The 12,126-nt window shown below is 43.1% G+C and carries 12 protein-coding genes; 8 read left to right on the top strand and 4 right to left on the bottom strand.

The window, feature by feature from the left end; genetic code table 11:
• Window positions 1-22: 22 nt before the first annotated feature.
• A complete protein-coding gene (locus tag G9G57_RS04075; RefSeq protein ID WP_016821660.1) occupies window positions 23-532 on the bottom strand; it encodes a discoidin domain-containing protein in 510 nt (169 codons plus the stop codon).
• A gap of 314 nt (window positions 533-846) precedes the next feature.
• On the opposite strand from G9G57_RS04075, the gene G9G57_RS04070 reads away from it, so the two are divergent.
• A complete protein-coding gene (locus tag G9G57_RS04070) occupies window positions 847-1,218 on the top strand; it encodes a hypothetical protein (RefSeq protein WP_016821659.1) in 372 nt (123 codons plus the stop codon).
• Between the two features lie 248 nt (window positions 1,219-1,466).
• Here the strand turns inward: G9G57_RS04070 and sigK are convergent, their stop codons facing one another.
• A complete protein-coding gene (gene sigK, locus G9G57_RS04065; protein WP_017428201.1) occupies window positions 1,467-2,168 on the bottom strand; it encodes an RNA polymerase sporulation sigma factor SigK in 702 nt (233 codons plus the stop codon).
• Between the two features lie 188 nt (window positions 2,169-2,356).
• On the opposite strand from sigK, the gene G9G57_RS04060 reads away from it, so the two are divergent.
• Window positions 2,357-2,515: a hypothetical protein gene (locus G9G57_RS04060; protein WP_017428200.1), complete on the top strand. Its 159-nt coding sequence runs from the start codon at window positions 2,357-2,359 to the stop codon at window positions 2,513-2,515.
• A gap of 39 nt (window positions 2,516-2,554) precedes the next feature.
• Window positions 2,555-3,025, top strand: a complete 471-nt coding sequence (locus G9G57_RS04055; protein ID WP_017428199.1) for a DUF523 domain-containing protein — start codon at window positions 2,555-2,557, stop codon at window positions 3,023-3,025.
• 93 nt (window positions 3,026-3,118) lie between these two features.
• Here the strand turns inward: G9G57_RS04055 and G9G57_RS04050 are convergent, their stop codons facing one another.
• Complete coding sequence (locus G9G57_RS04050) at window positions 3,119-3,868, bottom strand: YdcF family protein (protein WP_017428198.1); 750 nt, start codon at window positions 3,866-3,868, stop codon at window positions 3,119-3,121.
• Between the two features lie 211 nt (window positions 3,869-4,079).
• On the opposite strand from G9G57_RS04050, the gene G9G57_RS04045 reads away from it, so the two are divergent.
• The 5 genes from G9G57_RS04045 to G9G57_RS04025 all read left to right on the top strand — a co-directional run bounded on the left by G9G57_RS04045 (window position 4,080) and on the right by G9G57_RS04025 (window position 9,703).
• Window positions 4,080-4,967: a DMT family transporter gene (locus tag G9G57_RS04045; protein WP_164964493.1), complete on the top strand. Its 888-nt coding sequence runs from the start codon at window positions 4,080-4,082 to the stop codon at window positions 4,965-4,967.
• 169 nt (window positions 4,968-5,136) lie between these two features.
• Window positions 5,137-5,913 carry an NAD-dependent epimerase/dehydratase family protein gene (locus G9G57_RS04040; protein ID WP_017428196.1) on the top strand — a complete coding sequence of 259 codons (777 nt, stop codon included), beginning with the start codon at window positions 5,137-5,139 and terminating at the stop codon, window positions 5,911-5,913.
• A 234-nt stretch (window positions 5,914-6,147) separates the two neighbouring features.
• On the top strand, window positions 6,148-7,140 hold the full coding sequence (locus tag G9G57_RS04035) for an ABC transporter permease (protein ID WP_016821653.1): 993 nt from the start codon (window positions 6,148-6,150) through the stop codon (window positions 7,138-7,140).
• An 18-nt stretch (window positions 7,141-7,158) separates the two neighbouring features.
• On the top strand, window positions 7,159-8,052 hold the full coding sequence (locus G9G57_RS04030) for a carbohydrate ABC transporter permease (RefSeq protein WP_016821652.1): 894 nt from the start codon (window positions 7,159-7,161) through the stop codon (window positions 8,050-8,052).
• Between the two features lie 109 nt (window positions 8,053-8,161).
• Window positions 8,162-9,703 (top strand): extracellular solute-binding protein, encoded by a 1,542-nt coding sequence (locus tag G9G57_RS04025; protein WP_016821651.1) that lies wholly within the window; start codon window positions 8,162-8,164, stop codon window positions 9,701-9,703.
• A 71-nt stretch (window positions 9,704-9,774) separates the two neighbouring features.
• Here the strand turns inward: G9G57_RS04025 and G9G57_RS04020 are convergent, their stop codons facing one another.
• A complete protein-coding gene (locus G9G57_RS04020; RefSeq protein ID WP_017428195.1) occupies window positions 9,775-12,036 on the bottom strand; it encodes an AraC family transcriptional regulator in 2,262 nt (753 codons plus the stop codon).
• Window positions 12,037-12,126: the final 90 nt, after the last annotated feature.

The following is a 12,126-nucleotide window of genomic DNA, read 5'->3' as shown; positions in this document are numbered from 1 at the left end:
CCCCTTATTTCTGTGTACTAGCTTATTCCGCAATAGCGGGATTTATATTGGATGCTCTGTAGGCAGGGACGCCATTGATGAGAGCGGTTCTTAGTTGAATATACCGGATACCATAATAGCTGGTTGTATTGTTTAATCCAGAGGAAAGTACAGTTATTTTATAATATGAAAAAGGAATCTCATTACTAAATTGATAGGTTATTTTTGCAGTACTTGGCAAAGCCTCTACTTGTCCTAACCTATACCAGTTTTCTCCGTCATTCGAGCCATGAAAAGAAAACGAAAGTATAAAAGCTCGAAAAGATGGTTGGGCTAAGAGAATATCATTGATCGTTTTGCCTGTATCTAATTTAAAAATGATTTCTCCACCTCTACCGCTTAAGCTGCTTTCCCAATAAAGATTATTATCGATTAGAACATTTTTCGGAAAAGTATTTTTGCTATCTCCGTTCGTCGTAACATTATCTTCAGTTATTACGGCGGGTTCCATGGAAAACGAATAACTGTCTGGATTTTGACTGAATTTTGTCATGTTGATTTACCTCCCTTAGTTATGATTTTTAATATGCTGAACACCGTTGTTGTATATGATTTATATGAAACTCTCAATGAATGTATACCTAATGGCAACTAGTTATCTCGTGGACTATACTAGCAATGACAGAATAAGAACCTAACGTAATTAAAAATTAAACGATATAGGAGGAAATAAGAAAAGGGTGCCGTTTTCGGGTTCTTAACTAGCTCATTCCAAAGACTAGGCTAGTTTAAATAGAAATGTTTGAAAGAAAGAATATGAATAACTTGAATAACTATTTTAGGTGCGAGAAGGGGAATGTATGAGATATGAAAATATACACTTATTATTTAGCAGATGGTGTATTTCCTTTGGATTGGGAAGTTTGCTTTAGTACGGTTGAGGAATACAAAACCAAATTATTTGAGAAGTATATCGCTTCCCAAGAATACAATGATTTTGTAATAGGCGGATATCATGTGCTTACCAATAAAATAGATGCGATTCTGAATTATGCTTTAGAGGATTTTCGAAAGGAATTTCCTCATAATTATGAGTTGCGTTGTCCCGCTATGATATTCCCGCTGCCGAGAGGCGATGAGAGTAAGGGTGCCGAGTTTGCTATTATTTTAAAACGAGATAATGATGGAGATACGATAGTCTATTCCCCACTTCCATTATCATATTTAGAAAAAAGTTAATACTGTACTGGAAGAAAAAGGGAAAACAAGTGCTGGCTAATGTAAATACAAGATTATTTTAGAGCTGTGAAGAATATAAAAATATAAAAATGTTAAAAACATTTGTGATCTGTGATTAACCCTCACATTGAGTATATTTGTGTCCGAGACATCTTATTAACAAGGAACTCTATTTGAAATAAAAATAATGAAAAAAGGCCCTAATGAGGGCCTCCAAATAGTATAGGTTTTAGGTATCTGCCTATGCATTATCCTTTCTGCTTGTAAAATTCATGGTACAACTTCATCAACGCACGCTTTTCAATTCGTGACACATACGAGCGAGAAATTCCCAGTTCTCGTGCAATTTCCCGCTGTGTTCGTTCTTTTCCTCCGGCTTCCAGGCCGAATCGGCCAATCACCACTTCTTTTTCACGCTCATCTAAAATATCCAGATTGCGATAAATTTTACTCTTCTCGATTTTGAGCTGTACCTTGTCTACAATATCGTCCGCCTCGGAACCGAGGATATCGATTAAAGTAATCTCGTTGCCTTCCTTGTCAGTTCCTATAGGATCGTGGAGAGATACGTCTTTACGTGTTTTTTTCAAGGATCTTAAATGCATCAGGATCTCATTTTCTATACAACGGGCTGCAAATGTTGCCAGTTTTGTTCCTTTTCCGGTCTGAAAGCTTTCAATAGCCTTGATCAGTCCGATGGTGCCGATGGATATAAGATCCTCCAAATCTTCGCCGGTGTTGTCAAATTTTTTTACAATATGGGCCACCAGCCTTAGGTTATGTTCAATAAGTGTGTTACGGGAATGTGCGTTGCCTTCGGCAAACAGCTTCAGGTGTCGAGCTTCCTCTTTCTCAGTCAATGGCTGCGGAAAGGCGTTGTTTTTCACGTAGGAAACGAGTAGCGTCAATTCCTTGATGAACAGAGCGATAGCACTAAATAGTCCGGGCACGGATGACACCTCCTGAGGTAGTTGCGAACTTACTGGACTTTGTTACTTACCAGGCTTGCGGTCTGTTTATTGTATGTAGGCAGGTGCCCATCCGTGCCTGTACTCCGAAAACTGCTTCGTAACAAATTGCCAGATATCTTTCTTGAGCAGCATTAATACATATTTCAAATCGTCAGGAGTTTTTCAACATGCAGGATCATGAGTATTTCATCAATTGGACGACATCCTTGTTTAAGGAAGGATTTCACATGGTTTATTGGATGGCTGCAGAAGCAACGGCCGTTAGAAAGATAGCAGTAACTACATTTCGTACGATGACTCTACAATCAAACTCGTTTATACTTTAAATTACTCAACAGTGAAAGCAATGGATATGAGGTGGATTAATGATTCTGGTAAGTTCATGTTTGGCAGGCATGAAGGTGCGATATAACGGGACGGATAGCCTGGATGTACATATTCAGAAGTTGGTAGAGGAAAAGAAGGCAATGACGATCTGTCCTGAGCTACTGGGGGGCTTTATGACGCCGAGAGAGCCTGCTGAGATTGTTGGAGGGACAGGGGAGGATGTGCTGACTGGCACCGCCAAGGTGATCGAGTATTCAGGCAATGATGTCAGTGATATGTACATTAGAGGTGCGCACGAAGCTTTACATATAGCCAGAGAGGTTAACGCGTCACTTATTGTTTTAAAAGAAAACAGTCCGTCCTGCGGATCGGCAGCGATCTATAGTGGAGCATTCGAAAACCGTAAAATTGCAGGCAATGGGGTAACCTCCGCCTTGTTAAAAAGGGAGGGCTTTAAGGTCATATCAGAAGAACAAATATCGGAAATTTTCTTGCATGAGAATATGTAATGATAAAACAAGCGTCTTAATCGCTTACTGGCTTATAGCGGTGAGCGCAAGACGCTTGTTTGTGCTGTGTTCGCTTTACACCTGTGTATCACATTATTTAAGCTTTAAGGCCAAAATCCCCAAATACTCCTTGAGGGCTGTCCCGGTTGTAGATATGGCCCCAGCAGACGGTGAAAGTTTGGCAGCATACAGTGACAGCTTTTCACTTGCCAGATAGTCGGTTGGATAAGCTGTGGCTTGCATACCTGCACGCTGAAATTCCAGTGCAGCACGGGGCATATGGAATGCGGAGGTCACCAGAATAGGTTTTGTGAGCTGGTGCTGTTTTAAAATTTGGGAGGTATATACGGCATTTTGCTGTGTATTTAAGGAACGGTTTTCGATGAAGATGTCCTTTGCCGGAATACCGAGTCCTACTAGCTGCCTCTGCGCAATATTCGCTTCGTTACCACTGTCTCCAAACACTTGTCCACCGGAAAAAAGAATAGGTAGACCTGTTGCTTCATGCAGTCTAGCCGCAGTGAGCAGTCGGTTGGCCGCAGACCCTAACAGATTACCTTGTCCATTGATGTCGGGAGTTCCCTCTGTAGCTCCACCCCCAAGTACGACAATAACATCGCCTTGAATGGTACGGGGCTGTGGATACTGCTTTTCCAGACTACGGATTAACAAATCTCCAGCCAAATTGGTCGATGAAACATACAGCAGCAATGTAACAAAGAGCAGTACCACAGCAGGTTTACGCGCCCGTTTCCATAGCCAGATTACAAGCCCTGCCATCACGAGGATGAACAAACCGGGAGGAAGCACGAAGCTGTATAAAAATTTGATGAAATAAATCAAGTGCAGACACCCTCCTATCCTTATAAGCTTTATCTATTGGGTACATTGTAACATAGGCCAAAGACTGGATTCCTCTGTTCGGAACCCTATCCCATGAACAAGCGTGCTGGAGAATCGAAGCTTTTACCTATATATTTTTGTTTGATAAAGTTGTCCCGTAGGCGTAATATATAAAGTCTAGTGATTTTTTTCATAGAGGAGCGAGAGCATCATGGGAGAGTTAACGACAGCCAAGCGGATAATGATGATCGCGCTACTGGTTGTATTGTGGGGCATTTCTTGGCCCATCTATAAAGTTGCACTGGAATTCACGCCTCCCCTTTTGTTTGCAGGACTACGCACACTGTTGGGTGGTCTGCTATTGGGAGCGATTTTAGCACCGAGATGGAATCGCATTCGCTGGAAAGAAAATTGGCGGGTGTATGCTATTTCAGGTATTTTTAACGTAGTACTGTTTTACGGCTTGCAAACCGTGGGGCTCATGTACGTTCCATCAGGCCTGTTCTCTGTGCTGGTATATCTTCAGCCTGTGCTGGTTGGCATTTTTGCATGGATGTGGCTGGGGGAAGCAATGTCCAAGCTCAAAGTGATTGGATTGATCATTGGATTTCTGGGCGTGGCAGCTGTCAGTGTCGGAGGATTTTCAGGACATGTGGCTATTGCAGGTGTAATTATTGCCATTGTTACAGCGGTGAGCTGGGCGTTGGGAACCGTGTATGTGAAAAAGGTTAACAAGCGTGTGGATTCGTTGTGGCTGGTCGCATTTCAATGTACACTTGGAGGCATCGTGTTGACAGGAGCTGGATCGGTAACGGAAAGCTGGTCAGACATCGTATGGAATGTTCCATATGTGTCAGGACTGGTGTTCGGGACTGTGCTGGGAATTTCACTATCCTGGCTGCTGTATTTCACGCTGGTCAATTCGGGAGATGCTAGTAAGGTCGCTTCCTATACGTTTTTGGTGCCGGTGATTTCGGTATTTGTCAGTTCTATGCTGCTTCACGAATCGATTACGGCTTTTCTGCTGATCGGTCTGGTATTAATCGGCTTTAGCATTTATCTGGTTAATCGCAGAGTGAGGGTAGTACGGCAAGCTTGAAATTAATAACTTAATAATAGCAACAAGTAAGGACTCTGCTCAGGTAGCAGAGTCCTTTTTTTATAGGTGACAGAATGTAATGAATGATGGTAACAAGGTTCCCACTCTAGGGAGTTGGTTAAGCTATGGATGACAGCACACTGTCACATAAAGAAGGGAGATGCGGACGATGGCACGGAAATTATTGATAACAGGAGCAGCGGGCACAATTGGAAAAGTACTCTACGAAGGGCTAAAAACGGAAGGGAAATATGAAATAACCGCCGCCGATGTGAAGAGGGATGAAGAAACAGGGATTGTCGAACTGGATATACATGATGCTGCAAGATTGGCTGAACTTACACATGGAGTGGATACGGTATTGCATTTTGCATGGATTAAGGATGAGGGGGATTTCCTCGGTAAAGTACTGTCTGGCAATGTAAGCGGAGCGTATAAGCTGTATGAAGCTGCAGTCAGAAATGGGGTAAAGCGCATTATTTTTGCCAGTTCCAATCATGCCACAGGGTTTTATAAAGTAGGCGAAACCATAGATGTAGAAGATCCCTACCGACCGGATAGCTTTTATGGATTGAGTAAGTGCTACATTGAACTGCTGGGACGGCTATATGCCGATCAGGGCAAAATATCTTCAATGAATATCCGCATCGGTAATTTTCCTGGGGATGATCGGCCGCATTCGGAGCGTGCTGCTCATATATGGATCTCCGAGCGCGATATGATCCATCTGACCGTCTGCTGTATCGAGGCCCCTTCGGAGATGAGTTATCTTAATTTGTACGGTACGTCAGCCAATACGGATAATTATTATGACATTGGTTACTTGGAAGAACTAATCGGATATAAGCCGCAGGATAATGCCGCTGAGCTGCTGGAGCAGGCCAAGAAAAACGGATTTCGAGTAAAACAGGATGAAACCATTTTTCAGGGTGGGCAAAAGGAATAGAGCAGATCGTCCAAATATGCTTGACGAATGGGCTGAAGGCGTCGATCAGGCGCCTCATATCACATAAAACTTCACAAATATCAGAATTGTTCACTCCTCTGGACACTCCTTTGTTCATGAAGCATGAGAGGCTTCACTTTTCATTTTGAATGCGCTTACATAATATATAGTTATACGGCGGCAATGCTACAAACCTTGCAGTCGGTAATGTATATAGAGGGGGAGTGACTCACATTGAATCAGCCTATGCCCAAAAATTCTGCAATGCTTACGACGGATTCCCGCTTGAACGGTAGGCTGGGAACAGGCAAGAAACACGGTTTTTTCTATGAACTGATCCGCAATCGAGTATTATTTCTGATGTTGTTACCTACTTTAATCTTTTTCTTCATAAATTCGTACATTCCTATGGTTGGCATTTATTACGCATTTACCCAGTTTGACTTTAATACCAGCCTATTTGAGGCCCAGTTTGTCGGACTCCAGAATTTTCGCTTTCTATGGCAATCCGGCACGCTGACCAAATTGACATTGAATACAGTTGGATATAATGCAGCGTTTATTTTACTCGGCAACGTGTTAGCGATTGTCCTCGCTATTTTGCTGAATGAGTTGCGAGGCCGCTACTTTAAAAAGATCACTCAATCTGTGATGTTTCTTCCATACTTTGTTTCCTTCGTCATTCTAAGTGTCATCGTGTATAACATATTTAATTATGATAATGGTTTTCTGAACACGCTGCTCGTGCAATTTGGTGGTGAACGTGTGGATGTGTATAACAAACCATGGGTGTGGATTTTCCTGATTATCCTGTTCTATTTGTGGAAAAATCTCGGCTACAGTATGGTAATCTACCTGGCAGCGATCACAGGGATCAGTGACGAGTATTATGAGGCAGCTAAAATAGACGGAGCCAACATTTTTCAACGAATTTGGTACATTACCGTTCCTATGCTCAAGTCAACATTCGTTGTGCTGCTGTTATTTGCACTGGGTAGTATTATGAAAGGACAATTTGATCTGTTCTATCAGTTAATCGGTAACAACGGTGTGCTGTACAATACGACGGATATTTTGGACACTTATGTGTATCGTTCCTTGAAAGTAACTTTTGATGTGGGTATGGCTTCGGCCGCAGGCGTGTATCAATCCCTGTTCGGATTTGTACTGATCATGACCGTGAACTATATCATTCGCAAGCTGAACGACGAATATGCCTTATTCTAGAAAGGAGGACCGAAACGGATGGCGATCAAAGAGGATGTATACACTCGACTTTTTAAAATTATCTCTTATGTGATTATCATTGTGGCATCCATTGCTTGTTTACTCCCGTTCCTACTTATTATTTCGGCTTCACTAACCAGTAATGAATCGATTATCAGGGATGGCTATCACTTCATTCCACAGCAATTCTCGCTGGAAGGATACCGGACGGTGTTCACCTTTCCTGAAGAGGTGTTGCGGGCATATGGGGTGACGATTTTTACCACGGTTGTAGGTACGACGCTGGGCCTGTTCCTGATGACGATGGCCGGATATGTGCTGGCACGCAAAGATTTTAAATACCGCAACGCGTTTTCATTCTATATTTACTTTACGACGTTGTTTGGAGGCGGATTAGTACCTTGGTACATTATGCTCACGAAGTATTTGGGGCTGCTAGATACGTATACAGTGCTTATTTTCCCGGGATTAATGACTCCATTTCTGATCATTTTGATGAAAAACTTCATTCGTTCCTCCATGCCGGAAGAACTGTTCGAGTCCGCTAAAATAGACGGTGCGGGTGATTTTAAAATTTACTACCGAATTGTACTGCCTTTATCTACACCGGGTATTGCCACTGTGGGGCTGTTTCTGGCTTTGGCTTACTGGAATGACTGGTTTTCATCCTCACTCTTTATTAATGACCCGCATAAATACCAGTTGCAATACTATCTGTATAATGTCATTAACTCCATGCAATTTATTGCTCAAATGGGTGCAGGTACCGGCGTGTCCCTGTCCAACGATATGCCGACAGAGTCGACCAAAATGGCAATGGCGATCGTGGTTACGGGTCCCATTTTACTCCTGTACCCGTTCATTCAGCGTTACTTTGTCAAGGGGCTGACGATTGGTGCGGTAAAAGGATAAGCGGCACTAAAGGCTGAGATGGCATAATGTGCTGACATTGTGCCATCCAAGCAGCACTTTTTGTAAGCGTTTTATTTAAACGGACTACCATTTCAAAGGGAGGATTCACATGACATTCACAAAGAAAAGAAAACAACGCATGTCCATCCTGATTGCAGTAATGGTTATCATGGCGCTCTTAGCCGGATGTGGGGGCGGTAGCGGAAACAGCTCACAAAAAGCAAATGGAGAGGATGATAAAGCCCAGAAAGTACAGCTGCAATTTTATATGCTGGGTGATGCTCCTAAGGATCTGTCTACCATTGAGGCAGAGATTAATAAGTTGGCAGAAAAAGATCTGAATGCCACCGTCAAATTTAACTATACGACGTGGACAGACTGGGATCAAAAATATAAGCTGTTATTGTCTTCGGGTCAGCCTATCGACCTGATCTTCACTGCAGATTGGACGCAGTATCAGGCCTATGCCAAGAAGGGGGCATTCCTGCCGCTAGACGATCTGCTGCCTAAGGCCGCACCTGCCTTGCAAAAATTCGTGCCTCAGGACATGTGGGATGGGGTTAAAATCGGAGGCAAAATTTATACCGTGCCTGGCACGTATAAAGAATATGTCACAAACGGTTTTGTATGGCGTGAGGATTTACGCGAAAAGTACAATTTGCCTAAACCGACAGACATCAAAAGTTACGAGGCTTACATGGACGGGATACGTCAGCATGAGCCTAGTATGAAAACGGTATCTTTGAACAGTGATATCAAGGGAAATCTGCATGATCGTTATACCGAATTAGTAACGAAGAGTATAGGTGCTTTGCCTTATGGCATTGGTATCAAATATGAAAAACCAACAGAGGTGTATAAATATTGGGGCTCAGATGAACAAAAAGAAGAGCTGAATACTTATAAACGCTGGGCTGATAAAGGATTCATTCCTAAAAACGTATTAAACGTAAAAGATACGCTTCAGGATCAGGTCACTTCTGGTAAAGCTGCGAGTATTTTTGGCGACAACCCAACCCGGTTTAATGATATGGTCATTAAGCTCAAAGCATCTCATCCCGACTGGAAGCTTGAGTACTATCCATTCCCGCTGACAACAGGCTATGCAACTCCGGTGCATCCGATCCATAATGGCTTTGCAATTCCAAAAAGCAGCCCGAACCCAGCCCGTGCATTGGCCTTTTATGAAAAGCTGGTAACAGACAAACGTTATAATTTGCTTACGCAATATGGTATTGAAGGCAAAAACTACGAAGTCAAAGATGGTTACTATCATATGATAGGTAGCGGCAGTACGAATGGATTTTCACGGGAAGGAATGAACAGCTGGGCTTGGCGTAACCCGGAATACATGCTGTTTGATTCAGGCTTTGACCGTGTGAAGAAGATTTTTGCCGAGCTGGATAAAATCCAGAAGCCTGACCTGTTTACCGGTTTTGCAGAGGACTATACGACCTACCAAGCAGAAAAGGCGGCATTAGAACAGGTCGAGAAGCAGTATCTGTACCCGCTTCAAGCTGGGCTGATCGACAATGTTGATCAAGGTCTTGAGACTTTCATGCAAAAGGCGAACCAAGCTGGTTTGGAGAAGATTCAAACCGAATATACAAAACAATGGGAAGCCTATGTGAAGGAGAAGGGGATCAAGTAAAACGTTAAGAGCTGTGATCTAAAGTAGAAGCAAGTCTCCAGAAAGTTGGAGGCTTGCTTTTTTGATATCGCCTATTGCGCATTCGCTTTAGAACGGCGAAAATCTGTGGGTGTCACGCCTAAACTGCGTTTAAACATACGGTGGAAATAAGAGCTACTCGCAAACCCGGTTTGTTCTGCCACGTCAGCCACCGACCAGTCGGTCTGTTCCAGCAGCTCACAGGCCTTGCGAATACGAAGCTGCTGGATGACGTCTACGATGGTAGACATGGTTTGTTGCTTATAAAGCCTGCTGACATAAATTGGCGACATATCCAGCTCTTCCGCAATCTGATTGAGACAGAAATTAGGGTCCGTATAAGCTTGCTCCATTCGTTCGTTGATTTGTTGTACCAATCGTTCTTGCTTTGTATTTCGTTTTTCCGCCAGATTGGAGCGAATCTGTTCAAAGACCAATTGGTAATGAGCAATAAGATCCTCGGCGGTCTCTAATCGATCTGCGGATGGTAATTCAGGTTTAGATTCGATAGCAAATCCATTGAGCTCACTTATATGCCGAACGGCATTATTCACACTCATGATAAGCCGAGATATTGCCACCCGCACAGAGGAAAACGGATATTGCTCCATATGCATCAACAGATCTTGGAACATCCGGTGTGCATCCTCCGTATGACCAGATAGCAGCGTATCCAGCAATTTTTTTTCTTTATCCGATGGAAATACATAAGTATTTTGGACATCTTCATCTGTAGTGTTTCGCGCATCAATAATACAGCCATGACCCTGAAAAAAACGGTGCATAGATGCGTTCTCTACCTGGCGGTACAGCAAATGCAGCCGTTCTGGTTGACTTGTAATTACGCTGTAGGTTAGTGATACACTTAGCTTCAAATATTCGAGACAGGCTTCGCGTATTTGGCGTAATAGGGTTTCCAGTAGTACCGTGTCTGTATGTTCCGCAGGGTCTAAAATGTTGAGCATCAGCAGGACGCTATCCTCATCCATATCAACGGTCTCCACCCGATATGTTTGCCCGCATATTTCAGAAGCGATATTCATGATGGCAAACTTGTAAGGTAGCAGATCAGGTCCACGCTCGCTTTGCCAGCGGGCATATTCATCTATGCGCAGGAGTACAAGCCGATAGTCTTTGTCGAACTGAAATGTAATCCCAAGCTCGCGCAGTCGTTCCGGTTCTTCACCAGCAGGAAGATTTCGGATTCCCCGAATCACATTCCGTAAAATGTTTTGCCGAATCGTGTACATACTGTTGCGTTTCTCCGATTCCAGTGAATTCATATGCACAACAATTTGACCAATAGGCGTATACAGCATTTTGGACAGCAGCCAGGAAGCTACAAATCCTGCCATTCCGATGATGGCCGCGATCAGTACCATGGCATTACGAATAACACTCGCCATTTTGATAACGCTTTCATAAGGTGTGACACTAATATACTGCCAACCTAGTCCATCCGGGGAAGTATAGGAAATCAGTGATCTTTTACCATGAAAGTCTTCTACAAAATAGCCTGTTTCCTGTTTTTTGACTCTAGTGTGCAGCCATAGCTGTTCTTTTTCGTTCAAAGCTTCGTCTGTCAACGTTGTACCAGATAACAATCTGCCTTGATCGTCTAAAATATAAGCAGTCCCACCTGAGATGGGGGTCGACGCCATTTCCTTGTTCATCCAGGCCGCTGACACGTTCACAATCACAGCCGAATTTATCGCTTCGTTCGAGTTGATTGCGTCATAACATAAATACGTATAGGCTACGATGTCTGGGCTTGCTTGCTCTACGCCAGCTTCGGAGTCTGAGGCAGACAGCAACGGATACGTGCGTGGAATAGGCGTAAAGGGTTTGTAGTCCTGATAATGATCCAGCACGCGAATGATGTCTGTATCAGCCAGTTCATGCTTGCTGAATAACCCGTTTTGGCCTTGTGAGGACGCAATGTAGAAGGTGTCACTTTTAGGGTTATACACGTAGATGGATTCAATATAAGGCATGGAGTTAAGATAATTATTTAATTCGGTCATGGCAGCGGTTACATCATATACATTGGGCTTGGGATAATACAACAGCTTGGATAGGGTACTGCTGCGATACATTTGAAATGCCAACGATTGAGCAATAGATGTCATGTTGATGACCTCTTTGCTTCTCAACGTTAAGCTATTGTGATTGGCTTCGAACGCCTGCTCCTTTTCCACGCGAATATAGTAGAAATAATATACAGTGGTGGATACCAGCAATGTTAGTGTTATACATAACGTAATGCTGACCAGCAATTTGCTGTGTAGCTTATGATGCTTTTTGAAATTGCTCATATGAACAGGCCTCCTGTCTGTGTGCACGTAGCTGTAAAGTACACCCTATTTATGTATTCATTATACGTATGATCTTATGAACAGGACAGT

The sequence above is a fragment of the Paenibacillus sp. EKM211P genome (genome assembly GCF_011066175.1).
GTDB classification, from domain to species: domain Bacteria; phylum Bacillota; class Bacilli; order Paenibacillales; family Paenibacillaceae; genus Paenibacillus; species Paenibacillus polymyxa.
The sequence above is the reverse complement of the archived record's forward strand: the minus strand, read 5'-3'. Positions and strand labels throughout refer to the sequence as shown.

Bases quoted from the DNA above. Each gene is read 5' to 3' on its own strand.
- G9G57_RS04060 (WP_017428200.1), top strand. From the start codon at position 2,357: ATGCAGGATCATGAGTATTTCATCAATTGGACGACATCCTTGTTTAAG.
- G9G57_RS04070 (WP_016821659.1), top strand. From the start codon at position 847: ATGAAAATATACACTTATTATTTAGCAGATGGTGTATTTCCTTTGGAT.
- G9G57_RS04040 (WP_017428196.1), top strand. From the start codon at position 5,137: ATGGCACGGAAATTATTGATAACAGGAGCAGCGGGCACAATTGGAAAA.
- G9G57_RS04075 (WP_016821660.1), bottom strand. From the start codon at position 532: ATGACAAAATTCAGTCAAAATCCAGACAGTTATTCGTTTTCCATGGAA.
- G9G57_RS04020 (WP_017428195.1), bottom strand. From the start codon at position 12,036: ATGAGCAATTTCAAAAAGCATCATAAGCTACACAGCAAATTGCTGGTC.
- G9G57_RS04030 (WP_016821652.1), top strand. From the start codon at position 7,159: ATGGCGATCAAAGAGGATGTATACACTCGACTTTTTAAAATTATCTCT.
- G9G57_RS04045 (WP_164964493.1), top strand. From the start codon at position 4,080: ATGGGAGAGTTAACGACAGCCAAGCGGATAATGATGATCGCGCTACTG.
- G9G57_RS04025 (WP_016821651.1), top strand. From the start codon at position 8,162: ATGACATTCACAAAGAAAAGAAAACAACGCATGTCCATCCTGATTGCA.
- G9G57_RS04055 (WP_017428199.1), top strand. From the start codon at position 2,555: ATGATTCTGGTAAGTTCATGTTTGGCAGGCATGAAGGTGCGATATAAC.